Source organism: Serratia sp. Z4, from assembly GCF_009900725.1.
Taxonomy (GTDB): domain Bacteria; phylum Pseudomonadota; class Gammaproteobacteria; order Enterobacterales; family Enterobacteriaceae; genus Serratia; species Serratia nematodiphila.
In genome coordinates this window covers 1,252,544-1,276,282 of sequence record NZ_JAAABD010000001.1, presented here as the reverse complement: position 1 = coordinate 1,276,282, position 23,739 = coordinate 1,252,544, and the positions used below count along the sequence as shown (strand labels likewise).

26 protein-coding genes are annotated in these 23,739 nt (G+C 60.8%); 8 read left to right on the top strand and 18 right to left on the bottom strand.

Annotation, left to right across the window (positions count from 1 at the left end; translation table 11 throughout):
- Positions 1-3: 3 nt before the first annotated feature.
- Both GT753_RS06380 and GT753_RS06375 read right to left on the bottom strand, forming a co-directional pair.
- A complete protein-coding gene (locus GT753_RS06380) occupies positions 4-534 on the bottom strand; it encodes a chorismate mutase (protein WP_031300507.1) in 531 nt (176 codons plus the stop codon).
- A 114-nt stretch (positions 535-648) separates the two neighbouring features.
- A complete protein-coding gene (locus GT753_RS06375) occupies positions 649-1,152 on the bottom strand; it encodes an anti-virulence regulator CigR family protein (RefSeq protein WP_004941297.1) in 504 nt (167 codons plus the stop codon).
- 442 nt (positions 1,153-1,594) lie between these two features.
- On the opposite strand from GT753_RS06375, the gene GT753_RS06370 reads away from it, so the two are divergent.
- Complete coding sequence (locus tag GT753_RS06370) at positions 1,595-1,774, top strand: hypothetical protein (protein WP_031300509.1); 180 nt, start codon at positions 1,595-1,597, stop codon at positions 1,772-1,774.
- A gap of 55 nt (positions 1,775-1,829) precedes the next feature.
- Here GT753_RS06370 and GT753_RS06365 read toward each other — a convergent pair whose 3' ends face one another.
- The 5 genes from GT753_RS06365 to GT753_RS06345 form a co-directional block, all read right to left on the bottom strand.
- Entirely contained in the window at positions 1,830-2,708 is an 879-nt protein-coding gene (locus GT753_RS06365) for a nucleoside-specific channel-forming protein Tsx (protein WP_031300510.1), read from the bottom strand.
- Between the two features lie 362 nt (positions 2,709-3,070).
- A complete protein-coding gene (locus GT753_RS06360) occupies positions 3,071-3,343 on the bottom strand; it encodes a hypothetical protein (RefSeq protein WP_004941292.1) in 273 nt (90 codons plus the stop codon).
- Between the two features lie 73 nt (positions 3,344-3,416).
- Complete coding sequence (yddG, locus tag GT753_RS06355; RefSeq protein ID WP_048323071.1) at positions 3,417-4,310, bottom strand: aromatic amino acid DMT transporter YddG; 894 nt, start codon at positions 4,308-4,310, stop codon at positions 3,417-3,419.
- Positions 4,311-4,401: 91 nt separating this feature from the next.
- Complete coding sequence (locus tag GT753_RS06350) at positions 4,402-5,772, bottom strand: APC family permease (RefSeq protein WP_004941289.1); 1,371 nt, start codon at positions 5,770-5,772, stop codon at positions 4,402-4,404.
- A gap of 308 nt (positions 5,773-6,080) precedes the next feature.
- Complete coding sequence (locus GT753_RS06345; RefSeq protein WP_015377637.1) at positions 6,081-7,499, bottom strand: glutamine synthetase family protein; 1,419 nt, start codon at positions 7,497-7,499, stop codon at positions 6,081-6,083.
- A 219-nt stretch (positions 7,500-7,718) separates the two neighbouring features.
- Between GT753_RS06345 and puuD the strand changes: the two genes are divergently transcribed.
- The 4 genes from puuD to GT753_RS06325 are packed head-to-tail and all read left to right on the top strand — an operon-like array spanning position 7,719 to position 11,838.
- Entirely contained in the window at positions 7,719-8,480 is a 762-nt protein-coding gene (gene puuD, locus GT753_RS06340) for a gamma-glutamyl-gamma-aminobutyrate hydrolase (protein WP_160125397.1), read from the top strand.
- The gene (gene puuR, locus GT753_RS06335; protein ID WP_015377636.1) at positions 8,477-9,034 is read left to right on the top strand and encodes an HTH-type transcriptional regulator PuuR; all 558 of its coding nucleotides are present in this window, start codon (positions 8,477-8,479) and stop codon (positions 9,032-9,034) included. The genes puuD and puuR overlap by 4 nt, the downstream gene beginning before the upstream one ends.
- A 15-nt stretch (positions 9,035-9,049) precedes the next feature.
- On the top strand, positions 9,050-10,546 hold the full coding sequence (puuC, locus tag GT753_RS06330) for an aldehyde dehydrogenase PuuC (protein WP_160125396.1): 1,497 nt from the start codon (positions 9,050-9,052) through the stop codon (positions 10,544-10,546).
- Between the two features lie 11 nt (positions 10,547-10,557).
- The gene (locus tag GT753_RS06325; RefSeq protein ID WP_160125395.1) at positions 10,558-11,838 is read left to right on the top strand and encodes an FAD-binding oxidoreductase; all 1,281 of its coding nucleotides are present in this window, start codon (positions 10,558-10,560) and stop codon (positions 11,836-11,838) included.
- A gap of 43 nt (positions 11,839-11,881) precedes the next feature.
- Here GT753_RS06325 and GT753_RS06320 read toward each other — a convergent pair whose 3' ends face one another.
- Both GT753_RS06320 and GT753_RS06315 read right to left on the bottom strand, forming a co-directional pair.
- Positions 11,882-12,637, bottom strand: a complete 756-nt coding sequence (locus GT753_RS06320; RefSeq protein ID WP_015377633.1) for an SDR family NAD(P)-dependent oxidoreductase — start codon at positions 12,635-12,637, stop codon at positions 11,882-11,884.
- Between the two features lie 315 nt (positions 12,638-12,952).
- Positions 12,953-13,381 (bottom strand): universal stress protein, encoded by a 429-nt coding sequence (locus GT753_RS06315; RefSeq protein WP_033633267.1) that lies wholly within the window; start codon positions 13,379-13,381, stop codon positions 12,953-12,955.
- 279 nt (positions 13,382-13,660) lie between these two features.
- Between GT753_RS06315 and GT753_RS06310 the strand changes: the two genes are divergently transcribed.
- Positions 13,661-14,278, top strand: coding sequence for a LysE family translocator (locus GT753_RS06310; RefSeq protein WP_015377631.1), 618 nt, complete (start codon positions 13,661-13,663; stop codon positions 14,276-14,278).
- Here the strand turns inward: GT753_RS06310 and GT753_RS06305 are convergent.
- From GT753_RS06305 to GT753_RS06295, 3 genes are all read right to left on the bottom strand, one after another.
- Entirely contained in the window at positions 14,268-14,912 is a 645-nt protein-coding gene (locus tag GT753_RS06305) for a Qnr family pentapeptide repeat protein (protein ID WP_015377630.1), read from the bottom strand. The two genes, GT753_RS06310 and GT753_RS06305, sit on opposite strands and share 11 nt — an antisense overlap.
- A gap of 26 nt (positions 14,913-14,938) precedes the next feature.
- A complete protein-coding gene (locus tag GT753_RS06300) occupies positions 14,939-16,060 on the bottom strand; it encodes an SMP-30/gluconolactonase/LRE family protein (RefSeq protein WP_160125394.1) in 1,122 nt (373 codons plus the stop codon).
- A 154-nt stretch (positions 16,061-16,214) separates the two neighbouring features.
- The gene (locus tag GT753_RS06295) at positions 16,215-16,424 is read right to left on the bottom strand and encodes a hypothetical protein (protein ID WP_004941260.1); all 210 of its coding nucleotides are present in this window, start codon (positions 16,422-16,424) and stop codon (positions 16,215-16,217) included.
- Positions 16,425-16,565: 141 nt separating this feature from the next.
- On the opposite strand from GT753_RS06295, the gene GT753_RS06290 reads away from it, so the two are divergent.
- The gene (locus GT753_RS06290) at positions 16,566-16,916 is read left to right on the top strand and encodes a GFA family protein (protein ID WP_044031402.1); all 351 of its coding nucleotides are present in this window, start codon (positions 16,566-16,568) and stop codon (positions 16,914-16,916) included.
- Positions 16,917-16,929: 13 nt separating this feature from the next.
- Here the strand turns inward: GT753_RS06290 and GT753_RS06285 are convergent, their stop codons facing one another.
- From GT753_RS06285 to GT753_RS06265, 5 genes are all read right to left on the bottom strand, one after another.
- Entirely contained in the window at positions 16,930-18,102 is a 1,173-nt protein-coding gene (locus GT753_RS06285) for a Gfo/Idh/MocA family protein (RefSeq protein WP_015377627.1), read from the bottom strand.
- 14 nt (positions 18,103-18,116) lie between these two features.
- Complete coding sequence (locus tag GT753_RS06280) at positions 18,117-19,040, bottom strand: TIM barrel protein (protein ID WP_160125393.1); 924 nt, start codon at positions 19,038-19,040, stop codon at positions 18,117-18,119.
- Between the two features lie 186 nt (positions 19,041-19,226).
- Positions 19,227-20,258 carry a LacI family DNA-binding transcriptional regulator gene (locus GT753_RS06275; RefSeq protein ID WP_015377625.1) on the bottom strand — a complete coding sequence of 344 codons (1,032 nt, stop codon included), beginning with the start codon at positions 20,256-20,258 and terminating at the stop codon, positions 19,227-19,229.
- 72 nt (positions 20,259-20,330) lie between these two features.
- Entirely contained in the window at positions 20,331-20,747 is a 417-nt protein-coding gene (locus GT753_RS06270) for a DUF2000 domain-containing protein (protein WP_004941246.1), read from the bottom strand.
- A gap of 98 nt (positions 20,748-20,845) precedes the next feature.
- Positions 20,846-21,304: a hypothetical protein gene (locus tag GT753_RS06265; RefSeq protein ID WP_004941243.1), complete on the bottom strand. Its 459-nt coding sequence runs from the start codon at positions 21,302-21,304 to the stop codon at positions 20,846-20,848.
- A 228-nt stretch (positions 21,305-21,532) separates the two neighbouring features.
- Here GT753_RS06265 and GT753_RS06260 point away from each other — a divergent pair, with 228 nt between their 5' ends.
- A complete protein-coding gene (locus GT753_RS06260; RefSeq protein WP_160125392.1) occupies positions 21,533-22,741 on the top strand; it encodes a CynX/NimT family MFS transporter in 1,209 nt (402 codons plus the stop codon).
- Here the strand turns inward: GT753_RS06260 and GT753_RS06255 are convergent.
- The gene (locus GT753_RS06255) at positions 22,716-23,618 is read right to left on the bottom strand and encodes a LysR family transcriptional regulator (RefSeq protein ID WP_015377622.1); all 903 of its coding nucleotides are present in this window, start codon (positions 23,616-23,618) and stop codon (positions 22,716-22,718) included. The genes GT753_RS06260 and GT753_RS06255 overlap by 26 nt on opposite strands.
- Between the last annotated feature and the right edge of the window lie 121 nt (positions 23,619-23,739).

Sequence of the window (23,739 nt, the reverse complement as noted above, 5' to 3'; positions counted from 1 at the left end):
CGCTCAGCGTGCGCTGCCGGTTTTGACCGCCAGCAGCGCATCCGCCAGCCGCCGTTTGTCGGCGTCGCTGAGATTCACCTGATCCACCGACGCCATAAACGCCGCCCGATCCGCCTCGCCGAGCGGGCCGGCACGCAGCCGCTCCGCCAACCGTTGCAATATCTGGCTGCTCAGTTGCGCGATCTGCGGGCGCACCTGCGCCAACGGGCGCGGCTCCCAGCCGGATCCCGGGTTCGCCAACCAGTCGGCGCGATAGCGGTACTGAATCGCCTTGGCGGCGTCCATCTGCGCGGTGATAAAAGGCCGTACCGACGCCGGCTCCAGCCCCAAACGCCCCGCCTCCGCCTGCGCGCTGGCCAACACCTTCGCCTCCTGCGCCAGATCTTCGATCGGTAAATGCTGCTGCGCCTTGTAACCGGCAACGTCTTTCATCAACGACAGCCGTTGGTTCACCAGCTCGCCGATGGCGGCGGCGCCGCCCGCCAACGCGGGAAAACTGGTCAAACAGCAGGCTATCAATAACGCCCTGAACATGGCGCCTCCCTTATGATGCAGTGAAAACGTAAGGCCCAAAGTTCACCACGTCCGCCCCGCGCTGGCAAATAAAAAGGCCCCGCCGCAGCGAGGCCCGATAACGCTCGACAAACGTTAGTCGAAAACGCCATTGATCACGGAGGCCACAATCGCGGTGCTGAGTGCGACCAGCACCAGATCGTCGCCGGCGATACGCCACTCATAACCCGGGTACTGCGGCAACTCACGCAGCATCGAGTAAGGCACCACTTTTTTGGCGATACCCGGCGGCAGCGGTTTACCGCGCGCCAGATTTTTGGCGATGCCCGGTGGCAGCGAGCTGTAGCCGGTCAGGCCATAGTTGTGCGCCAGCGAACGGGCGCGGTCGCGCGAGAGGCTGACGGATACCAGATTATCGTCGTTCCTATAGCCGCCTTTATCTTTATTGCCTTTGTTGCCGTGATTGCCGTTGTTACCGTTGTTGCCATGGTTACCGTTATTGCCGTGATTGCCGCTGTTGCCATGGCCGTTTCCGTTGCCGTTACCATTGCCGCCTTTGTCGGCCAAGGCCGGGGCGGATGACAACCCCAGCGATGCAATCAGCGCCAACACCGTGAGAGTCGTACGACGTTTGTTCATGTTGTGTATTCCTGCGTGGGTGACTCTGTTGACTATAGCTGGCCTTTTCCAGACAAAGTATAAGGAAAACTCCGAGATGACAGTGCGGTTTTACGGCATTCGCGCCACTCTCTTGTTTTAACGCAAAATGCCTCGAAAATGCCGATGCTTGTCTCAGATTTTTCTTGAAGAAAAATAAGCCTTACGCTAGCGTGGGAAGGTAACAAAAAAGAGTTAGCGTGCTCTTTTTCGTCGCACCTCAAATCTTATTCTTATCATCCATAATGATAATAGCGAACATTTCCCGCCTCTCCGTGCGGGATTCTTTTTCCCGCCGCTGTCGCCCCAATCTGGTGCTTTATGTTGAGATTTCGTTGCCGATAATTTACATTCGCTGTCTGAGAAACCTCAACCTCCCGCGGTGGCCAGGCTGGCAACGGGTGGGCGTTCAGGAGCAAAAGACGTGCAAATGACCCTCATGGAATACATCACTCGGCACTTTAACGGCGATCTTCATCAGTACGCGCAGTCGGAAGGCGTCAGCCGTGAACAAATCATTAGTTGGATAAATAATGAATGTCACGTGATCAAAGGCAGACTGTTTATGCCGGTGAAGCATCTCCCGGTTGAACAAGCCCAGTGATGACGAAAAAAAAACCCCGCCAGGCGGGGTTTTCTGTTTCTGATAGCACGGAAAATCAGAAGTTATAGCCGACCACGAGGTAATAACCCCAACCGGTAGACTTGATCGGGCCCTGCGGGGTGCCGATATCCGCGCCATCCTGCCACTGACCGCCGTTATGGAAATAACGCGCCACGAAAGAATAGTGCCAGTGATCGTAGTTCAGCGCCAAAATATGGCTGGAGGCGATAGAGTTGCCGGTGCGCACCTGTTTGCCGTTGATCGCGTTACCACTGTCCTTGCCCAGATCGGAACCGAAGTCGAAGTTGGTGAAGCCGATGTAGCTCAGGTTGCCGCCCCACACCTGGGTCAGCGGTACGAAGTATTTCACCTTGAAGCGGTAACCGTCCCAGCTGTTCTCGTTGGCAGCCTGGTAGTTTTCCCACTGGTATTTGGCATAGATGTTCATCGACAGGCTCATCGGCAGGCCGGTGTCGATATCGGTGCCCAGACCCATGTACCAGGTGTTTTGACGGCCGTCGGCGTTGTGGCCCAGATCATAGATGTAGTTGTTGGCGAAGTACCACTCTTTGAACGGACCGAAGCTCAGATCGGTGCCGGTCAGTTTGTCGATGGAGAAACGTGGTTCAATCTCCATAAACAGTGGGGAGCCTTTGTCCCAGATACCGCGATCCGGGGTGTTGCCTACGCCGAAGAACTTCGGCACGTCAACGTAACCGTAGAAATCGAACCAGTCTTTCTTGGCGAAGGCTTCGTATTCGAGATACACATCGTTATTCAGCTGCGGCCCGAAACGGGTGTGGTAGCTGCCCACCACGTTAACGCTCTGGTGCCACCAGTCGGAGACATATTGACTGTCTTTGCTATCAGCCATTGATGATGCACTGTAAGACGCTGCGAGCAGTACACCTGCTGCGAGAGCTATTTTTTTCATTTTATTACCACATGCTTAAAGGGCCATTTCCTGCCCGTTTAGAAAAGATGACAATGAGTCTGCCGACACCTGGCGTTGTCTTCACACAGAAACTCGGATGACGCGCGCATTATAGAAACCACTGACTGTAAGAATCTGTGATCCAGTTACGCATTTCGCGAATAGGTAATCGATTGCGTTCACATTTGTCAAATTATGTTTCATGCAAATTCACATTCGCTGTGATTTTTGTCATGCACCGCGTTTTTTAGCGCAGTTTTTGAGCCAAATGACACCAGGGCGTCATCACGAGGTGGAAAAGAAAAAGCCGACGCGCCAGCGCCGGCCTTCATCAGCATCAGGAGAAAGTACGGAACGTGAAATCAGTTCACCGCCGGCACCGCTTTGGCGATGTTTTCCTGGCGGAACGCCACCTCTTCACCGTTTTTCACCTCCCAACTGGCGACCGGAATATCGGTCTTGGGCGCCGCCGCGACGACCGAGCCGTAAATCAGCTTGTCGTCGCGACGCAAAATATAAACGTCGAGCTGATATTCATGTCGCAAATTCGCCGTGGTCAGGCGAACGGTATCGCCGCGCTCATAGTGATGCACGTCGATTTCAGGCTGTTGAATAAATTGAATGTCGCTTCTCATCGTCGTCGTTCCTTCAGGCAACATGGCTAGTTAAATTCTAGTTCAACATTGCGACGACAGCGGATAATTTCCGTTAATTTCCGCGAGTTGCCCGCCAACAGATCAGCGAACCGAGAGTGACCATCGCCACGCCCTGCCAGAAATTGACGGTCAGCGAGGTGTGCAACACCAACGCGGCGAACACCGCCGACAGCACCGGGGTAAAATAGGAGACGGTGGCCAGCAGCGTCATGTTGCCGTGCAAGATGCCGACGTTCCAGGCGGCATACCCCGCCCCCATAGCCACCCCGGCGCACAGCAGCGTTACGGTCACGCCGAGGCTGAACTGCATGCCGCTTTCCGCGCTGAAGGCGTACTTCAGCCACAGCGCCAGCGCGGTCAGCACGATGAACAGCACCACGCCGTTGCTGCCCTGGGCGATCTTCTTGGTCAGGTTGCAATACAGCGCCCAGATCACCGCACCGCTGAAGGCCAGCGCGTAGCTGAGCGGGTTGCTGCGCACGTTGGCCAGCATCTGCGCCGGTGACCAGCCGCCCTCGCCGCTCATGATCCAACCGATGCCGAACAGCGACAGCAGCAGCCCCGGCAGCAGCCACCATTTCGCTCTTTGGCCGTTAAGCGCCAACGCCATCAGCACGGTGAAACAGGGCCACAGGTAGTTGATCATGCCCACTTCTATCGCCTGCAGGCGGGTATTGGCGTAGCCGAGCGACAGCGACAGGCAGATCTCGTAACTGACGAACAGCAGGCTGCCGACGATGAGATAAGGCCGCGGAAAGCTGCGCCATTTCGGCACGCCGAGCGCCACCAGCAAAAACACCGCGCTGACGCTGTAGATCATCGCCGCGCCGCCGATCGGCCCCAGCCCTTCGCTGACGCTGCGGATCAGGCCGACGACGCTGCTCCATAGCACGATGGCCAACAAACCGAGCAACGTGGCGCGGGTACGCAAGGGCAAAGCGGGCATAAGGCAGGTCCAATAGGTTATTTTTTATCAGTTTTTTCACTCTACTGCCGCACGCGCCAAAAAGAAAGGCGGGAAACTCCCGCCTGTGAATTTATTGCTGCGGTTGCCGCTCCAGCTGCGGCGGCGGCTGGCGAAAACGCCGGGTCAGCCAGGCCAAGTAGCCGAAGCCCAGCGTCGCCCAGATAAGCCCCATGGTCAGCGAGCTCTTCTCCAGGTTCAGCCACAGCACCCCCACCGTCAACGCCCCCACCAGCGGCAGGAACAGGAAGTTGAAGCGATCCTTCCAGCTTTTGTTGCGCCCTTCGCGAATAAAGAAGTGGCTGATCACCGACAGGTTAACGAAGGTAAAGGCCACCAGCGCGCCAAAGTTGATCAGCGCCGTAGCGGTCACCAGATCGAACGACAGCGCCGACAACGCCACCAGCCCGACCATCAGTACGTTCAGCGCCGGCGTGCGCCATTTGGGGTGGATATAGCCGAAGAATTTCTCCGGGAACACGTTGTCACGCCCCATCACATACAGCAGGCGCGACACGCTGGCGTGCGACGCCAGGCCGGAAGCCAACGTGTTGATAAAGGTCACGCACAGGAAGATCGACTGGAACAGCTTGCCGCCGACGTACAGCGCGATCTCCGGCAGCGCGGCGTCGGGTTGGTGAAAGCGTTGAATGGTCGGGAAAAACAGCTGGATAAAGAACGAAACGCTAATAAAGATCACCCCGCCGTACAGCGCAGTCAGGAAGATGGCGCGCGGAATAACCTTGGCGGCGTCGGGCGTCTCCTCGCACAGCGTGGTGACCGCGTCAAAACCGAGGAACGAGAAGCACAGGATAGTCGCGCCGGTAATGATCGGCAGCAGGTGGGCATTCTCGCTGAGGAACGGCCGCAGGCTCCACACCGTGCCCATCCCCTCGCCGTTGTGCAGGCCGCGCACCACCAGGTAGATAAATACCAGAATGATCGCCACCTGCGCCAGCACGAACAGGGTATTGAAGTTGGCCACCAGATTGACGCTTTTCAGGTTGATGGCGGTGATCAGGATAACGAAGCCCACCACCCACACCCAGGGCGGCACTTCCGGGAACAGCGCGGTCAGGTAAATCTTCGCCAGCAGCGTGTTGATCATCGGCAGGAACAGATAATCCAGCAGCGACGACCACCCCACCAGAAAACCGACGTGCGGGTTGATCGCCTTCTGCGCATAGGTGTAGGCAGAGCCGGCGGTAGGAAACTGGCGCACCAGTTTGCCGTAGCTGATGGCGGTGAACAACACGCCGGCCAGCGCCAGCAAATAGGAGGTCGGCACATGGCCGTCGGTGAGGCCGGAGACAATGCCGAAGGTGTCGAACACTGTCATCGGGGTCAGATAGGCCAGGCCCATCATCACCACCTGCCACAGTTTGAGGGATTTGCGCAGCTGCGGTTTGCCCGCCGGGCCGCTGTCGATGGCTTTAATCGTCATGGCAGTTCCCCTTTTGGTCCTCTGCTGTCAACCGTGCAACGTCATTCAGAGAGGCCGCGGGGAAACTGCTGTTCAGGCGGCGGGAAAAACGATTTAGGGTCACTGTCGGGCGGCCGGCGACCGGTCCGTAGGCACTGCGGCACAGGCAGACGCCTGCGCATGGGGATGACTGAGTCATGGTTATTTCCTCGTCGGCGTCCTGTACGCCGTGATAGAAGAAATTCTGTACCGCAGCGCGCAGCCTCACCGGCCACAGGAGAGCCGATGAAATGCGCCGGACGCGCGCGGTAGTCGTTAGGTGAGCGGGATCAGGCGTTTTTCAGCATCCACTCGATTTCGGTTTCGGTGATCAGACGCTCGAACTGCACCAGCTCGTCGGTTTTGCAGGCCAGGTAGACATGGCTGAAGCGTTCGCCCAGCAATGCATTGAGCACCGGCTGATGTTCAAACTCGTACAGCGCGTCGCTCTGGCGGATTGGGAACGGCAGCCCGTCCTGCTCCAGCCCGTTGCCGGTCACCGGCTCAGGCAGCGGCAATGCGGTTTCCAGGCCGTAGACGATGCCGGCCAGAATGGTCGCCATCACCAGATAAGGGTTGGCGTCGGCGCCCGCCACGCGATACTCCACGCGGTGGTTGTCGCGATCGCCGCAGGGAATGCGCAGCGCCACGGTGCGGTTGTTATGCCCCCAGGAAGCCTGGGTCGGCACATACATGCCGGGCTGGAAACGGCGATAGGCGTTGACGTTCGGCGCCAGCAGCGCCATCGAGGACGGCATCAGGGCGATCATGCCCGCCAACGCCTGTTTCAGCAGCGCCGAATCTTCGCCGTCGTCGTCGGCGAACACATTGTCGCCTTGCGCATTCAGCATGCTGATGTGCACGTGCATGCCGCTGCCGGCGTGCTCCTCATACGGCTTGGCCATAAAGGTGGCTTGCATGTTGTGGTTCTCGGCCACCATGCGCACCAACCGTTTCAGCGCCAGCGCATGGTCGCAGGCCTGCAGCACATCATCGGTATGGTGCAGGTTGACTTCGAACTGCCCCGGCGACGCCTCCGCCACCGCGCCGTCCGCCGGAATGCCCTGCAAACGGGCCAGCTCGTCGATTTCGCTCAGCACATCGGCGAAATGGTTCAGGTTATCGACGGAGTACACCTGGCTTTGGGTGTTGCGCTCCTGGGTTCCCGGCGCGCAAGGCGGCTGCAGATAGCCCTCCGCATCGCGTTGACGATCGATGAGATAGAACTCCAACTCTACCGCTACCACGGGGGAAAGCCCGCGCTGACGCAAACGCTGCCACACTCGGTTCAGCACATTGCGCGGTTCAACGTCAAAGGGAGTGCCATCTTCATCCAGCATGGTGAGCAGCACCTGCGCGATATATTGCGGATCCGCCGCCGACGGCGTCAGCGTGCCCGGCACCGGCACGCACACGTGATCCGGCTCGCCCAACTCCTGCCCCAGCCCGGCCTCTTCTACGACGTTGCCGAGAATATCCATCGCAAATACCGACGCAGGGAAATAACAGCCCTTCTCCAGTTTGTTCAGGCCGCCGACCGGGATGCGTTTGCCGCGGAAGCTGCCGTTCAGATCGGTCAGCAGTACGTCGACATGTTGGGTTAACGGATAACGTTCCAAATACTTCTTCACTTCGCGCTGGAACGCGCTACTTCGTCTCTCTTCACTGTGCTGAACAAAGTTTTCCACTTCTACGATGTTGGTCTGCATGGTTCACCCGCCGTTTGTGTTTTGCTGTCGTCGATGTTTATTGACCGTCTTGTTCAATATAATGCCCACAATTGAAACGTAGATGAAACAAATTTGTTTTGCAAGTGTTACTTTTGGTTTGAATATTGGCCAATCGACTGCTAGATTTATAGAATATTGAACGAAATCGGCGGTGGAGAAGCTTATCGTTCATAATTTCGAACGTACCAAGGGGATAGCATGGACAATATATTTAACAGACCAGTCATCGGCGTCGTCATGTGCAGGTATAGGTTAAACGGGCACCTCACACAGACCTTGCAAGAAAAGTACCTGAATGCCGTTATCACCGCCGGCGGCTTGCCGATCGCCCTGCCGCACGCGCTGGCGGAGCCGGAAATGCTGGCGGAACTGTTGCCGCGCCTCGACGGCATTTTGCTGCCGGGCAGCCCCAGTAATGTGCAGCCGCACCTTTATGGTGAAAACGGCGATGAGCCTGACGCCGATCCTGGCCGAGACGCGTTGAGCCTGGCGCTGCTCCGCCAGGCGTTCGACAGGCGCATTCCCCTTTTCGCCATTTGCCGCGGCATGCAGGAGATGGTGGTCGCCACCCAAGGCACCCTGCATCGCCGCCTGTACGAACTGCCCGAGCTGCTGGAGCATCGTGAAGATCACGACCTGCCGCTGGAACAGCAATACGCCCCCGCCCATGAAGTCATCGTTCAGGAAGGGGGGCTGCTTTCGCAACTGATACCGGATTGCAACAGATTCTGGGTGAACTCGCTGCACGGCCAGGGCGCCAAAACCCTGGGCGCGAGCATTCGCATCGAGGCGCACGCCGCCGACGGACTGGTGGAGGCGATCAGCGTGCGCGATCAGCCCTTCGCGCTCGGCGTGCAGTGGCACCCGGAGTGGAACAGCGACGAGTACGCCCTGTCGCGCCTGTTGTTTGATGGTTTCATTACCGCCTGTCGGAACTATCAAAAGGAAAAACGCCCATGAGCGACGTCAGCTTGGCACCGGGAAAACGTCTGTCGCAGATCCGTCAACAATTGGGGTTGTCGCAGCGCCGGGTCGCCGAACTGTCTGGGTTAACCCACAGCGCCATCAGTACTATCGAGCAAGATAAAGTCAGTCCGGCCATCAGCACGCTGCAAAAGCTGCTGACGGTATACGGTCTGTCGCTGTCGGCGTTTTTCGCCGAGCCGGAAAAACCGGCGCAGCCGCAGATCGTGATAGGCAGTGACGATCTGATCGAAATCGGCAGCCAGGGCGTTTCGATGAAGCTGATCCACAACGGCGATCCGAACCGCACGCTGGCAATGATGATCGAGACCTACGAACCGGGCACCACCACCGGCGAGCGCATCAAACACCAAGGGGAAGAGATCGGCACGCTGCTGGAGGGCGAAGTGGTGCTGCAGGTCAACGGCCAGAGCTATCACCTGCTGGCCGGGCAGAGCTACGCCATCAATACCGGCATTCCCCACAGCTTCAGCAACACGTCGGCGCGCATTTGCCGGATTATCAGCGCCCATACGCCGACGACATTCTGATCAACGGAGCCAGGCATGAACTTTCACCATTTGCAGTATTGGCAACAACGGGCGCAGGCCCTGAAGATTGAGCACCAGCTGTTTATCGACGGCCGCTACCAACCGGCCGCCGCGGGGAAGCGTTTCGCCGTGGAAGATCCCGCCGGCCGCCGTGAGCTGGCGCAGGTCGCGCGCGGTGAAGCCGCCGACATCGATCGGGCGGTCAGCGCGGCGCGCGCCGCCTTTGAACGCGGCGACTGGGCGCAGGCCGCGCCGGCGCAACGCAAAGCCACGCTGCTGCGCTTCGCCGATCTGATGGAGCAGCATCACGAAGAGCTGGCGCTGCTGGAAACGCTGGACACCGGCAAACCGATTCGCCACAGCCTGCGCGACGACGTGCCGGGCGCTATCCGCTGCATCCGCTGGTACGCCGAAGCGATCGATAAGGTGTACGGCGAAATCGCCCCCACCGGCCGCGATGCGCTGGCGCTGATCGAACGCGAGCCGATCGGCGTGGTCGGCGCCATCGTGCCCTGGAACTTCCCGCTGCTGCTGGCCTGCTGGAAACTCGGCCCGGCGCTGGCCGCCGGCAACAGCGTGGTGCTCAAACCCTCCGAAAAATCGCCGCTGAGCGCCATCCTGCTCGGCAAACTGGCGCAACAGGCCGGGCTGCCGGACGGCGTGCTGAACGTGGTGCCCGGCTACGGCCACGACGCCGGCAAGGCGCTGGCGCTGCACCGCGACGTCGACGCCCTCACCTTTACCGGCTCTACGCTGGTGGCGAAACAGCTGATGATTTACGCCGGCGAATCGAACATGAAGCGCGTCTGGCTGGAGGCCGGCGGCAAGAGCGCCAACATCGTCTTCGCCGACTGCCCGGATCTGGATCAGGCCGCCCGCAGCGCCGCCGCCGGCATCTTCTACAATCAGGGGCAGGTGTGCATCGCCGGCACTCGCCTTTTGGTCGAAGCGAGCATTGAGCACGCGTTCCTGCAGGCGCTGCGCAAACACGCGGCGGCCTTCGTGCCCGGCGACCCGCTCGATCCCGCCACGGTGATGGGCACGCTGATCGACAGCGGCCACTGCGAGAAAGTGGCCGGCTATATCGATCGGGGGCTGAGCCAAGGCGCCGCGCTGTTCCTCGACGGGCGCGACCATCCGCAGGGCGACCACGCCGGCTATCTGGGGCCGACCATCCTCACCCAGGTGGACAATGCCATGAGCGTGGCGCGCGATGAAATCTTCGGCCCGGTGCTGGCGGTGACGGCGTTCGACGACGAGCAACAGGCGCTGCAGCTGGCCAACGACAGCGACTACGGCCTCGGCGCCGCGGTCTGGACCCGCGATCTGGCGCGCGCGCACCGCATGGCGCGCCAGCTGAAGGCCGGCACGGTGTTCGTCAACAACTACAACGACGGCGACATGACCGTGCCGTTCGGCGGCTATAAGCAGAGCGGCAACGGCCGCGACAAATCGCTGCATGCGCTGGACAAATTCACCGAATTGAAAACCACCTGGATCTCGCTGGAATAAGGGCTTACATCATGACTGAACACGTAAAAAGCTATTATGCGGCCACGGCCAACGCTCATCAGCCCTATCCGCAACTGAATGAATCGATCGAATGCGACGTCTGCGTGATCGGCGGCGGCTATACCGGCCTCTCCTCCGCGCTGTTCCTGGTGGAAGCCGGTTACGACGTGGTGGTGCTGGAAGCGGCGCGCATCGGTTTCGGCGCCAGCGGCCGCAACGGCGGCCAGTTGGTCAACTCTTACAGCCGCGACATCGATGTGATCGAGGAGCGCTACGGCGCGGAAAGCGCCCGCCTGCTCGGCAGCATGATGTTTGAAGGCGCGGAGATCATTCGCAGCCGCATCAGCCGCTACGCCATCGACTGCGACTACCACCCCGGCGGCATCTTCGCCGCGCTGAACAACAAGCAGTTCCATGCGCTGATCGAGCAAAAACGCAACTGGGAGCGCTACGGCAATACCCAGCTCGAGCTGCTCGATGCGGACCGGGTGCGCCAGGAGGTCGCCAGCGATCGCTATGTCGGCGCGCTGCTCGATCACAGCGGCGGCCACATCCATCCGCTCAATCTGGCGCTGGGCGAGGCCGAGGCGATTCGCCTGCAGGGCGGGCGCATCTTCGAGCAATCGGCGGTGACGAACATCCGCCACGGCGAACCGGCGCTCATCAGCACCGCCAACGGCCAGGTGAAGGCGCGCTTCGTCATCGTCGCCGGCAACGCCTACCTGGGCGACAAGCTGGAGCCGCGGCTGGCCAAACGCAGCATGCCGTGCGGCACTCAGGTGGTGACCACCGAACCGTTGGCGCCGGAGATCGCGCAGGCGCTGATCCCGCAGAATTACTGCGTGGAAGACTGTAACTACCTGCTGGATTACTACCGCATCACCGCCGATCATCGCCTGCTGTACGGCGGCGGCGTGGTGTACGGCGCGCGCGATCCGGACGACATCGACAACCTGATCCGGCCAAAGCTGCTGAAGACCTTCCCGCAGCTGAAAGGGGTGCGTATCGACTATCGTTGGACCGGCAACTTCCTGCTGACGCTGTCGCGCATGCCGCAGTTCGGCCGGCTGGAGAATAACGTGTACTACATGCAGGGCTACAGCGGCCACGGCGTGACCTGCACCCATCTGGCGGGCAAGCTGATCGCCGAGCTGATGCGCGGCGACGCCGAACGCTTCGACGCCTTCGCCAAGCTGCCGCACCTGCCGTTCTTCGGCGGACGCAACCTGCAGATCCCGTTCACCGCCATCGGCGCGGCCTACTACACGCTGCGCGACCGCATCGGCGTCTAAAACAGCAGGCCCGGTCATCATGGCCGGGCCTGTGCGTTAACGCTTAGACGATCTTCGGTTGGCCGTCCGAGGCGGTCGCCCCGCCATCGACCGGAATGTTGGCGCCATTGATAAAGCTGGCGTCGTCGCTGGCCAGGAACGCCATCACCGCCGCCACTTCTTCCGGCTCCGCCGCACGCCCCAGCGCGATGCGCTCATTGAACTTGTCGCGGATCTCCTGCGGCCAGCCGTTGGTCATGTTGGTTTTGACCAGGCTCGGGCAGACCGAGTTGATGCGCACGCCGTCACCGCCGTGATCGAGCGCCATGGCGCGCGTCAGATTGACCACCGCGCCTTTCGCCGCGCAGTAATAGGCCGCGCCCCAGTCACCGCCCAGGCCGGACACCGACGCGGTATTGACGATGCAGCCCTTGGTCTTCAGCAGGTGCGGCAAGGCGAATTTGGAGCAGAACACCACGCCGTCGATATCGACCCCGGCGATGCGACGCCAGTCGTCGATGCTGGTTTCCAGCACGCTGCCCGCCACGTGTACGCCGGCGTTGTTCAGCAGGACGTCGATGCGGCCCAGTTTTTCCGCCACCTCGTTCATCATTTTTTCAACCGCGACGTGATCGGACACATCGATATGCACCGCCATCGCCCGGCCCTGCGGCAGCGAAGCGGCGACCTTGTCCACCGCTTCCTTGGCCCAGTCGGCCAGCACCACGATCGCGCCCTCGGCGGAGAAACGCCGCGCCGCCGCTTCCCCCATGCCATTGCCCGCACCGGTGATAACCACGACTTTATTGTCAAAACGCATGAGACCTCCTCCATGTGAACGTATTTATATAAGTCATACAAATCTCATTACCCCGAGGATAAGACGCCTCTTCGCGGAGAGCCAGTCAAAACGTGCGGTTTATTAACCAAAAGGAGGTATGACAGTGATTTCAATGCGCTGGATTAACCTTTATCGGATTTTGGCCAACATATTGATGGAAAAAATAAAATTCCAGGCAGTCACTATTTTTCGGGCGGATTGTCAGCAAGCGGAATTATTGCAGGTATGCGGTTATCTTCACCCAGAGATAAGCGATGCGAATGGAAAACGGCAGCCGCCCGTCGGCGGCCGCGACTATTTTTTCTCGATGGGAACAACCAGCAGATCAACGTTCAGCTCGTTGATCGCCTGACGCGCCGAAGAGACCAGTCGGCTCCAGACATCATGATGGTGGCCGAAGATCACCAGATCGAACCCTTTTTCCTTCGCCACCCGGTTCAGCTCTTCCGTCAACGCGCCGCGGCTGACGATCACCTCTTCCACCGGATACGACGACTGCCCTTTGATCGCATTGAGCATATTCTTCACCCGCTCCGAAAAGGTGCGATCGGTGTAGTTGTAATCGCCCACGCCCAGATCGACGTAATAGCCGGCGCGGTGGATGTCGATATAGATCAGGGAAAGTTTGGCATTGAGCGCGGCGGCCAGTCTGGCGCCCTTGCCCAGCAGGAACTCGGCGTCTTCGCTGAGATCCGTGGCGACAACGATATGCCGGTAAGCCATGATGGCGGCCCTCCTCGTTAGATCCGTAAACAGGATGGCGCTCCTTGCCGCATGTTTCTTATGCATCTTAAGTTTAGCCCAGCGCCGGGCCGCTCGCCTGCCCCCTCGGCAAACGGTCGACGAGCGCCATCGCCTCGGTGCCCCAGGCATTCACCGGAATGTGCCGCATGCGTAACTCTTCCCGGCCGTCATCGGAGCGGCGGCGCGATCGGTCGGGTGGATTCTGTGCGGGATTCGTTATAAAACTAACGGTACTCTTGTTGTAACAGGCAATCTTCCATGATCGATATGTCCGCCGTACTCGCCGTTTTCACCGTGTATATTGTCGGCGTGGTGATCCCCGGCCCCAATTTCGTCGCTGTCGCTCACAAAGCCGTTTCAGCACGCCGGACAGAGGCGTTTGCCTTGGTGGCCGGCATCGTGCTGGTCAATCTGTTCTGGGCGAGCAGCGCCCTTCTTGGCATCGGCGTGGTTTTCGCCCTGTTCCCTTGGTTGGCTATGGCGATTAAAGTCGCCGGCGCTGGCTATTTAATGTGGTTCGGCTATCGGCTTATCGCCCAGGCGGCGCCCTCTTCCGGCACCCCAGCGGCCACCGGAAAAAGCGGTTTTCGCGCCGCCTTTCTACAGGGTATCGCCACCAACATCGCCAACCCCAAATCCATTGCGTTTTACGCCGCCGTCTTCTCATCAGCGGCGCCCAGCCATGTTTCTACACCGACTTTTCTCGCCATGCTGCTGGAGGTCGCGGTGATAGCCAGCTTGTGGTACGGGCTGGTGGCGCTGGTCTTGTCGCACGCGCCTGTCGCCGGCGCCTACCGCCGCAGCAAGGCTTGGATCGATCGCGCCTGCGGCACCTTGATCATCGCACTGGGACTGCGGCAGTTACTCAGCCGATGATCGCGATCCCCAGCCGCTCCAGCAGTTGAGCGGCCTGGTGACTGTCCATTTTAACGCCCTGCAGATCGGTGGTGCGTAAATCCAACTCACCCAGTTCCGCGTTGCTCAGATCGCACTGGGTGACATCGGCGGCACGCCAGTCGAAACCGGAGAATTCGCCGCCGGACAGATCGGAACCGCTGAAGCTGGCGCCGAGCACCTGCGCCCCGTGCCAGCGGTTTTCCCACAGCTCGCATTTCTCCAGCACCACCTTGGCGAAGTTGGCATAGCTCAGGTTGCTTTTGGTGATATAGGCGCTGCAAAACCAGGTGCGGCTGGTGATCATGTTCATAAAGCTGGCGCCGCGAAAATCGGCGCCCTGCGCGCGGCATTCGCGGATCTCCACCCCCAGCGCGCTGGCATGGCGGAAATCGGCCATCGACAAATCGCAGCTTCTGAAGCTGGCGTCTTTCAGTATCGCGCGGCTGAAATTGCCGCCCTGTCGGCTGTCGCGATCGTAAAACTGGCAGCCGATAAACTCGGTGCCGGTCAAATCGGCGCCCGAAAAATCGCACAGCATAAAACTGCCGTTTTCAATTTTTTCGCCGGTAAAGCGGTTACGGTCAATCTTTTCACCCTTCAACATCAGACTCATCGCAGCGCACCTGTTTATTTATACAGTCAGTGCGCATTTAATCCTATTCCGGCCGGGTTGGCAACCGTCGCCGATCGGCGGCCATCCGCTGCGACCGGTTCGAACGCTACCTTGACGATACTGAACGTCTTGGTACTTTCCGCCTGAGCGACGTCAGCAAACAGCCGGGGGTAACGGGAGTTGACGACCCATACCTCGCCATCGCGCAGCGCGGCGCCGGTCGGCCCATCCAATCCCGGCGGCGCGGCGACCGCAGCGATACGCGCACTGGCCCAGCCGTCGGTCGAGGAGAGCAGCGTCACGTCACCGGACATGCTCCCCTTTTCACCCGGAAAAGACTGTACGATCACCAATTCATGGGCGTTTTTGAGCCGCAGCCCGTCCGGCCCTTTCAGCCGCTGCGGCAGCCTGATTTCACTTATCGCAGGCGTGGTATCCAGCGTCACCTTCCACAGCAGCCCGCGGGTGTAGTCCGCCGCAATCAGGAAGCCGTCCGGGTGATACACGACGCCATTGAGATAGGGCCGCGTGCCCTGCGCAGCGGCGGGTGCGTCGGCCGGCATCAAGCGCGCTGAGCGCACCAAAATCGACACCTGGCGCGTTGCCCGATCCATCTTGTAAATCTGCGGCTGGAAGCTGTCGGTGACGTAGATATTGCCCTGTGCGTCGAGCGTCAGATCGTTGGCCAGCGTCGGCCCATGGCTTAGCGATGAAAGGTCGTACGTCTGCTGCAGCACGCCGGTATCGAGACTGAACTCCAGCACCTGCGCCACGCGATTGCGCGTGCCGGCGGCAGAGTTGCGGGACACGCCCACGTCTTCGTTGCACACCAGCACCCGGTTGCGTTCGGCGTCCACCAGCATGCCGGAGGTGGTGATAAGCCCCGTGCCGGTGGAAAACCGCCGATAGCGGCCATCCGGGTAGACCAGGCCAAGCTGCCCGCCGCGCAGGGAGGAGATAAGGAACGCACCGGCGCGTGCATTCCAGGCAATGCCCTCAGGGTAGGCGCCGGCGGGGTCCGGTGAAAACTCGATGCGTTGCGTGGCCTGCGCCTGCATAACGCCGCAGAGCAACAGCGCAGCGCCGGCCAACTGGGTGACGCATCGGCGGCACGGCAATAAGAAAGAAAAGAAGCTGAAGCGGAACATGAGCATGACCCTGATGAGGACTCGGATCGCTAGAGTAGGATCGCGCCGCTCATGGCACCAGCCGGGAAAAAGGCAATGCGCCACTAAAAAAATCGCAGTAATCGGCGCAAAAAAAAAACCGCCCGATACGGGCGGTTGACGTGACGGCGAACCGTTACTTCAGGGCTTCCTGAATGGCGTCGGCCATCGGACCGATGTGCTTCTCCGCCGCCTTCAGCTGGAAGTCCACGCCGTTGCCGTCGTTGGTATCCGACAGCGTGGCCTTGATCAGTTCCAGCGCCGCCTGCACCGCCACCAGCCGTTTGTGCTGTTCGTCCGTGACCGGTTCGGCGCCCATATTGGCCGGATAGTAATGTTCTAACATCGCGATCTCCTTTTGATGACGTTAACCTCTAACCTACCAGAAAACCGTGCATTTACTAAGGAAACCAGACCGGGTGCGGCCGAGTGACGATAAATTGCACTATACTGGGCAAACACCCTCCCCTGTTACAGGATCATCGTCATGTCATTCCAGGGAAGCTGCCACTGCGGCGCCGTCACCTTCTCCGTAGACGCCGAACTGCCGACCGAAGCCCTCAGCTGCAACTGCTCGATCTGCCGCCGCAAAGGCCTGCTGCTGTCTTTCTTTCCCATCAGCGCGTTCACGCTCAGCAGCGGCCAAGACCGGCTCAGCACCTACACCTTCAATCAGCACAAGATCCGCCATCAGTTCTGCCGAGTCTGCGGCGCCCAGCCCTTTGCCTACGGCACCGCGCCGGACGGCGCCGCGATGTGCGCCGTCAACCTGCGCTGCGTGCCTGACGTCGCGCTCGATGCGTTACAGATCCACAGCTACGACGGGGCCAGCGTCTGAGCGAATCGCGCGCTCAGTCGAAGGCGACCCAGCCGGCGTCGGTTTCGGCGGATTGCACGCAGCGCGCCACCCACTTCACGCCCAGCGCGCCGGCCTGCACGTCCGGGTACCAGAAGTCGGCCAGGAAGGCCGCGTCGCGCCGATCGGTGGCGTCCATCGCCAGCGCGAAGCGGCGGTAGAGATTCGACCAGGCTTCAAACAGCCCCTCCGCATGGCCGCCGCCGATGCGATCGTCCGCCAGCGCCGACGCGGCGAGATACGGCATGCCGCGCTCCAGGATCCGCACCGGTTCGCCCTGCACTTCGAAGCGCAGCTGATTGGGTTGTTCATCCCACCACTCCAGGCTGGCCTTTTCACCGACAATGCGCACCTTTTGGCCGTGCATCGAACCGCAGTTGACCGCCGAAGCCCACACGGAGCCGATGGCGCCGTTGTGATACTCCATCAGCACATAGGCGTTGTCCTCCAACGGCGCGCGCGACGGCACAAAGCTTTGTCGGCTGCAGATCAGCCGCCGGATCTTCAGCTGCGGCGCCATGGTTTCCGCCAGGAACAGCGTGTGGGTCGCCAGATCGCCCAGCACATAGCTGGGGCCGACAAAGCGCGGATCGACCCGCCAGCGAGTGCTGGGATTATCCTGCTCCACCGCCGCGGCGTGAAAGCCGTGGGCGAACTGCATATTCACCAGCCGGATTTCACCCAGCCGGCCATCGGCAATCATCTGCCGCGCCTGCAAAATCATCTGGTGCCCGGCATAGCCGTAGGTCACGCCGATGACTTTGCGCTGCCGCTCGCACAGCGCCGCCAGCGCCTGTGCCTCTTCGACGCTGAAACACAGCGGCTTCTCGCACACCACGTGCAATCCCGCCTCCAGCGCCGCCCGGCAAATGGCGTAATGGGTGTTGTTCGGCGTGGCGATCGAGACCGCTTCGATGCCGTCCGCCCGCGCGGCTTCGGCGCGGAACATCTCGGCATAATCCGCATAACAGCGCTCCGCCGCCACGCCCAGACTCCGGCCAAAATCACGCCCGCGTTCAGCGTCAATGTCGAACGCGCCGGCCAACAGAGTAAACGCGCCGTCGCGCAAGGCCGCCGAACGGTGGATGTAACCAATCTGGCTGGTGCCGCCGCCGCCGACCATGCCCCAGCGCAACGATCTCGCCAAAGGTTTGCTGCCGTTGATCATCGTGTTTCTCCTGATTAAAAGCCGAGGCCGCGCAAGTAGCGCAAGCTGGCGGTGACGTCCTGCAGGCTGCCCTGCACATTGCGCGGATCGCGCTCCTGCTCGATAGTGATCCAGCCCCGGTATCCGCGCTCGGCCAACAGCGCACGCAGCTGCGGATAATCGATCGCCCCGCTGCCCAACGGGCACATGACGCCCTCGGCGCAGGCGGTGAAGAAATCGACGCCGCGCGCCAGCACCTCGCGGAACACCTGCGGATCGACGTCTTTGAAGTGCAGATAATCGAGGCGATCAAAGTGCTTGCTCAGCCAGGCAGCCGGGTCCAGCCCGGCGTAATACAGATGGCCGGTATCCAGGCACAATCCGGCGGTGTGATGCGGAATGTCCGCCGCCAACCGGTCGATTTCGTCGGCGAACTCGATACAGCCGCCGGCGTGCGGATGCACCACCGGCCGCACGCCGTATTCCCGCCAGGCCAGTTCGCTGATGCGCGTAATGTGCCCGATCATCCTCTGCCACTCCGCCTGCGACAAACGCGGTGCTAAATCTGAACGCCCGGCGAATCTGGCGCGTTGCGGATTGCCGAAATCGATAATTACCAGGAACGGCGGCGCGGCGCGATCGCCCTCGCTCGGCTCCGCCCTGGGCGCCCGCGAGAGGTTGCGGCAAATCCGATGCGTCAGATCCAGCAGGCGCTCAATGTTCGCCTCGCTGACCAGATCGTCAAAAATCGTGCCGGCCACCAGCGACAGACGATGCTGCTCCAGCGCGGCGCACAGCGCCTCGCTCTGCGTCGGCAGATAGCCCCACGGCCCCAGCTCGATGCTGCGGTAGCCGGCCGCCGACGCTTCTTGCAGAACCGTGGCGTAGGGCGGCAAATGGGGGTTGTTCGGATCATCTACGCCCCAACTGCAGGGCGCATTGGCGATAGGCAAAGTCATGGCGACGGCTCCTTTTTTGCAGGGAATGCCGGCAGTATCAAACAAAAATTCCAAAACCATCAATAATGAAAATTTTATTTTTTGATAGAGATCGCGCTATTTTTGATAAAATATTTGATGGTTTTTAATCAAATATAGGCGGCGCCTGGTTGCGCGCTGCTCTCGGCAACCACCACTCATCGGCCGTCAGAGGTTTTCTTTGGTGATCACATCGAAGCGATTAATGATGTGGCGTAATCCCGGTTGTTCATCGGCGGCGAGCAACGTCTCGACGATCGTGGCGGCCAATTCGGGAATGCGGTGGCACAGCAGCAGATCCACCGTGCCGTCGAGCAGCGCCATTTCACCGCCCTGCACCGGGCCGTGGCACACCAGCGTGATGTCGCGCTGCCGGCCGCTCTCTCGCAACGCCTGAATAATGCCCTCCACACCGCCGCTCGGCGCGTAAAGCGCCGCCAGCTCCGGGTGGCTCGCCAGCAGTTCACGCGTGACCCGGCGCGCCGTTTCCGCGTCCTCATGGCTGCGCACCGGCTCCAGCACGCGCTGACCGCTCATCTGCTCACGCAGATAGGAGCGGAAACCGATCTCGCAGGCCTCCTGACACGTAAAACGGTTGTCGCCGATGATCACGCCGACGTCGCCCTGCCGCCGGCACAGACGATCCACCGCCCAGCCGGCGGTGCGGCCCGCTTTTTGATTATCCAGACCGATGTAGCCGGCGCGGCTGGGCACCGATAAATCCGACAGCAGCGCGAAAACGTTGATGCCCGCCTGGGCGGCTTCTTCTACGGCATAGTGGATCAGGGGGTGATCCAGCGCCAGCACGCCGATCGCTTCCACCTGGCGGCTCAATTGGCTAATGGCGGCGGCGGTGTCGCCGATGGCATTGAGAGAGTGAAAGATAAACTGCGGCGGCTGACCCGGCTCATGATACGGCGCCGCTTGCGCCATCAGCTCATCGGCCAGTTGCGCATAGAAAGAGTGTTCGCGCCGCAGCAGGATGAACCCCATTCTCAGGCGGCGTTCCGGCCTGCCCAGCACCGCCGACAGGCAGTGGGACTTCTCCAACGCGAACCCCAACTTTTTCGCCGCCTCAATCACCCGGCGCTGGGTGACGGGCCGCACCGACGCGCGTTGGTTGATCACCCGATCGACGGTGGCGATGCCGACCCGCGCCTCTCTGGCGATGGCCGCCATGGTGGTTTTCTTGCCGCTCATGTTCATCTCCATCAACGATTTGATGGAAAAATATCATAGCCGTTGCCGCCCCTGATGTGATGCCGTTCGCGATTAACGGTAGACGGAGAACTTCTTGGTGAGCGGCTTAAGCTGTTCAGTGTCGCCGTAGAGCGCCACCGCCACGAAATCCAACTGCTCGTAAGGCGTGTTGGCGGTGTCGGCGATCTGCTGCTCGGCGGAGTGCGACAGCATGGTGGTGGTGAAGAAGTTGGACAGCACGCCCTCCTCCTTGCATTTGAGGATCAGGTTGCTGAGCTGGCTGCTGTTTTTAGCCTGCAGGATGACGATCGGGTAGTGGCTCATATTGGCGCTGACGCCGTCGAGGCTGCTCGGATAGTGGTGAAACTCGCGCTGCTCGATCAGATCGGTGATGCCCGCCGTCAGATGGCAGGAGGCGTTAAACAGCGTGGCCGGTTCGTGATTGCGGTTGAGGATGATATAAAACTTTTTCTCGTTGTCGCTGTACATACTCTTCTCCTTGAATAGACAGCCAGTTTTACCCAACCGGCGCACGGTTTCAAGGCGCGATAAGGGGCCGCGTCCGGCCCCGTGGTAGCACTGCCGGCTCAGACCGCGCCTTCGCCAGGCCCCAGCGGCTGGGCCACCTGATGCAGCACGGTGATGTTCTGCAAAATAGTGCCGCCGTCGATCGGTTTCATCTGGCCGTCGCGATCTTTATAGTGCGTCGGTTTGGCCCCGTGGAAGAACAGCCCGGCGTTGACCTGCACCCCCAGATAACCGGCGCTGGCCGGCAGGCGCTGCACGTCGGTCCAGGGGTGGGAAACCGGCACATACTGGAAGCCTGCGCTGGTCTTGGCATACAGCGGGCGCAGCAGCGTGACAAAGGCCATCATCGGCGACAGCGCCTCTGTAAAGATCTGCACCGGCCGATCGACCGTCATCAAGAAACCCTGCGGCTGTTCCTCTACCGTGTCGAGGCTCAGGCTGCTGCTGATATCATCGCCCCGGCCGCCATAGCTCCATTCAATGGCCGGCGCCCTACTCTCGTTCATCATCTCTGACATACACTGCTCCTTATAAAGTGAATTCAACACGCCTGCTGCGTGCCGGAACAGTAAACCGCTGAACGGGCACCCGCGTCCACGCCGGGCGGCACGCTGGCGCACCAAACAACGAGGCGCGCAAAATAAAGCTCGAAATGAATAATTTCCCCACGTGACAGCGCAGCATTTGAACGACTTCTGTCGTAGCGCAGACGCATAGTGAGGGCGTTACCGCCACTGGAGAGTGTTATGACTGCGATTAAACCGGACGCCATCGACCGCATTTCCCCCGCCGCCACGCCCTGGCTGGCCGTCATCAACGTGCTGTTCGCCGGCATCGCCGCGGCGCTGCACGTGGGCAAGGCCACCATCGCGCTGCCGGCGCTGCAGGCCGAGTTCGGCCGCTCGCTGGAGGCGCTCAGCTGGGTCATTTCGGCCTTTCCCTTCGTCGGAGTGTTCGGCGGCATCGCCGCCGGGCTGCTGGTGCGCCGCTGGGGCGACCGGCGCCTGCTGGCGCTCGGGCTGCTGATCATCAGCGCCGCCAGCTTCGCCGGCGCCACGCTGCACAACTTCAGCGGGCTGATCGTCAGCCGCTTTGTCGAAGGCCTCGGCTTCGTGATCGTGGTGGTTGCCTCGCCGGCGGTGCTGAACCGCATCGTCGCCCCGGCGCAGCGCAACCTGGTGTTCGGCATCTGGAGCACCTTCATGCCGGCGGGCATCGCCATTTCACTGTTTTTCGGCCCGCATCTGGCCGACTGGCAGCAGAGCTGGCAGGCCGGTGCGGCGTTGACGCTGCTGGCCGCCCTGCTGCTGCCGCTGACCACGTCCCGCCGCGTCGCCAAGGCGCACGTTCCGCCGTTGCCGCTGCGACAAGCGCTGGGCGCGATGCTGCGGGCGCGCCAGCCGCTGTTGCTGGCGCTGATGTTCACCACATACAACCTGCAGTTTTTCTCGGTGATGACCTTTCTGCCGATCTTTCTGATGCAGCGCATCGGTCTGTCACTGGCGGCCGCCGGCGGCATCAGCGCGGCGGCGGTGGCGGCCAACATCGTCGGCAACCTCGCCGCCGGCGTGCTGCTGTCGCGCGGGCTACCCGCCAGAACGCTGCTCGCCGCCACCAGCCTGTTGATCGGGGTCTTCGGCGTCGGCATTTTCCTGCCGATGACGCCCAACGGCCTGCTGATCCCGCTGTGTTTCCTGTTCTGCGCCATCGCCGGCATACTGCCCGCCACCATTTTGGCCGCCACGCCGGCGGCGACGCCGGAACCGACGCTGCTGCCGCTGAGCCTCGGGCTGGTGATGCAGGGAAACTACCTCGGCCAGGTGATCGGCCCGGTCGCGCTGAGCGCCATCGTGGCCGCAGCCGGCTGGGCTGCCCCGGCGTGGCTGGTGCTGGCGGCGGCGGCGTCTGGAGCGGTATTGGCGCTGGCGGCTACGCTTGCGTCAGGAAATCGATGAATTTCCGCACCTTCAGCGGGACAAAGCGCGCATAGGGGTAAAGCAGGATGAAGGGACGCGAGGCGCCGGCGTAATCTTTCAATACCTCGACCAGCGCCCCGCTGCTCAACTCTTGTTCGACGGTAAAGCGATACACCTGCATCAGTCCGGCGCCGCTTTTCACCAGCGTCAGCGTGGCGAGGTAATCTTCCTGGCAAAGCCAGCGCCCGGCAGTATCCACTTTGCTGTTTTCGCCCTGAACCTTAAACGTCCAGGCGGTTTTTCTGCCGGTGCTGGGCAACGCATACTGAATGCAATCGTGCCGGGCCAGATCCGCCGGCGTGAGCGGCGCAGGGTGGCGTTGCAAATAGCCCGGCGTCGCCACCACGATCAGTTCAGCCTCCTCCAGACGCCGCGCTGCCAGGCCGGAGTCGTTCAGCTCGCTGCCGCGAATGGCGACGTCGAATTTATCTTCGGAGAAATCGATATTCTGATTGCTGACGTGCAGATTCAGCTTGAGATCGGGATAGCGTTGCGCAAACTCGGGCAAACGCGGCAACAGCCTAAAATGCGCGTACAGCGTCGGCGCGCTGATGCTGAGCGTGCCCACCGGTTTGTCCCGTTCGCCGGAAATGCTCGCCTCGGCCTCCATCAGCTGGCTCAGCGCCCGGCGACATTCCAGGTAATAACGCTGGCCGGCATCCGTGACGCGCATCTGGCGTGTGGTGCGGATAAACAGCTTCGCCTGCAATCGCGTCTCCAGACGCGCGACCGAGCGGCTGACCGCCGCAGGGGTTATCCCGGCGGCATTGGCCGCTGCGGTGAAGCTGCCGGTTTCTACCGTCAGGCAAAACAGCTCGATGCTGCCCACCTGAACGTCGTCAAAATGGCGTTGCATGTCTCTCCCTGCTAATTCATTACATAAGGTATAAATTAAAGTTCTTTCCCCCTCATTTTTCAATCATCAGGTATGGATTACCGTTCACGTACGATCAATCCCTATCCTGTCGAGGAGAGAA

Excerpts from the sequence above, each read along its gene's own strand:
- GT753_RS06380 (WP_031300507.1), bottom strand. The coding sequence starts at position 534 with ATGTTCAGGGCGTTATTGATAGCCTGCTGTTTGACCAGTTTTCCCGCG.
- GT753_RS06375 (WP_004941297.1), bottom strand. The coding sequence starts at position 1,152 with ATGAACAAACGTCGTACGACTCTCACGGTGTTGGCGCTGATTGCATCG.
- GT753_RS06365 (WP_031300510.1), bottom strand. The coding sequence starts at position 2,708 with ATGAAAAAAATAGCTCTCGCAGCAGGTGTACTGCTCGCAGCGTCTTAC.
- GT753_RS06360 (WP_004941292.1), bottom strand. The coding sequence starts at position 3,343 with ATGAGAAGCGACATTCAATTTATTCAACAGCCTGAAATCGACGTGCAT.
- yddG (WP_048323071.1), bottom strand. The coding sequence starts at position 4,310 with ATGCCCGCTTTGCCCTTGCGTACCCGCGCCACGTTGCTCGGTTTGTTG.
- GT753_RS06350 (WP_004941289.1), bottom strand. The coding sequence starts at position 5,772 with ATGACGATTAAAGCCATCGACAGCGGCCCGGCGGGCAAACCGCAGCTG.
- GT753_RS06345 (WP_015377637.1), bottom strand. The coding sequence starts at position 7,499 with ATGCAGACCAACATCGTAGAAGTGGAAAACTTTGTTCAGCACAGTGAA.
- puuD (WP_160125397.1), top strand. The coding sequence starts at position 7,719 with ATGGACAATATATTTAACAGACCAGTCATCGGCGTCGTCATGTGCAGG.
- puuR (WP_015377636.1), top strand. The coding sequence starts at position 8,477 with ATGAGCGACGTCAGCTTGGCACCGGGAAAACGTCTGTCGCAGATCCGT.
- puuC (WP_160125396.1), top strand. The coding sequence starts at position 9,050 with ATGAACTTTCACCATTTGCAGTATTGGCAACAACGGGCGCAGGCCCTG.
- GT753_RS06325 (WP_160125395.1), top strand. The coding sequence starts at position 10,558 with ATGACTGAACACGTAAAAAGCTATTATGCGGCCACGGCCAACGCTCAT.
- GT753_RS06320 (WP_015377633.1), bottom strand. The coding sequence starts at position 12,637 with ATGCGTTTTGACAATAAAGTCGTGGTTATCACCGGTGCGGGCAATGGC.
- GT753_RS06315 (WP_033633267.1), bottom strand. The coding sequence starts at position 13,381 with ATGGCTTACCGGCATATCGTTGTCGCCACGGATCTCAGCGAAGACGCC.
- GT753_RS06310 (WP_015377631.1), top strand. The coding sequence starts at position 13,661 with ATGATCGATATGTCCGCCGTACTCGCCGTTTTCACCGTGTATATTGTC.
- GT753_RS06305 (WP_015377630.1), bottom strand. The coding sequence starts at position 14,912 with ATGAGTCTGATGTTGAAGGGTGAAAAGATTGACCGTAACCGCTTTACC.
- GT753_RS06300 (WP_160125394.1), bottom strand. The coding sequence starts at position 16,060 with ATGTTCCGCTTCAGCTTCTTTTCTTTCTTATTGCCGTGCCGCCGATGC.
- GT753_RS06295 (WP_004941260.1), bottom strand. The coding sequence starts at position 16,424 with ATGTTAGAACATTACTATCCGGCCAATATGGGCGCCGAACCGGTCACG.
- GT753_RS06290 (WP_044031402.1), top strand. The coding sequence starts at position 16,566 with ATGTCATTCCAGGGAAGCTGCCACTGCGGCGCCGTCACCTTCTCCGTA.
- GT753_RS06285 (WP_015377627.1), bottom strand. The coding sequence starts at position 18,102 with ATGATCAACGGCAGCAAACCTTTGGCGAGATCGTTGCGCTGGGGCATG.
- GT753_RS06280 (WP_160125393.1), bottom strand. The coding sequence starts at position 19,040 with ATGACTTTGCCTATCGCCAATGCGCCCTGCAGTTGGGGCGTAGATGAT.
- GT753_RS06275 (WP_015377625.1), bottom strand. The coding sequence starts at position 20,258 with ATGAGCGGCAAGAAAACCACCATGGCGGCCATCGCCAGAGAGGCGCGG.
- GT753_RS06270 (WP_004941246.1), bottom strand. The coding sequence starts at position 20,747 with ATGTACAGCGACAACGAGAAAAAGTTTTATATCATCCTCAACCGCAAT.
- GT753_RS06265 (WP_004941243.1), bottom strand. The coding sequence starts at position 21,304 with ATGTCAGAGATGATGAACGAGAGTAGGGCGCCGGCCATTGAATGGAGC.
- GT753_RS06260 (WP_160125392.1), top strand. The coding sequence starts at position 21,533 with ATGACTGCGATTAAACCGGACGCCATCGACCGCATTTCCCCCGCCGCC.
- GT753_RS06255 (WP_015377622.1), bottom strand. The coding sequence starts at position 23,618 with ATGCAACGCCATTTTGACGACGTTCAGGTGGGCAGCATCGAGCTGTTT.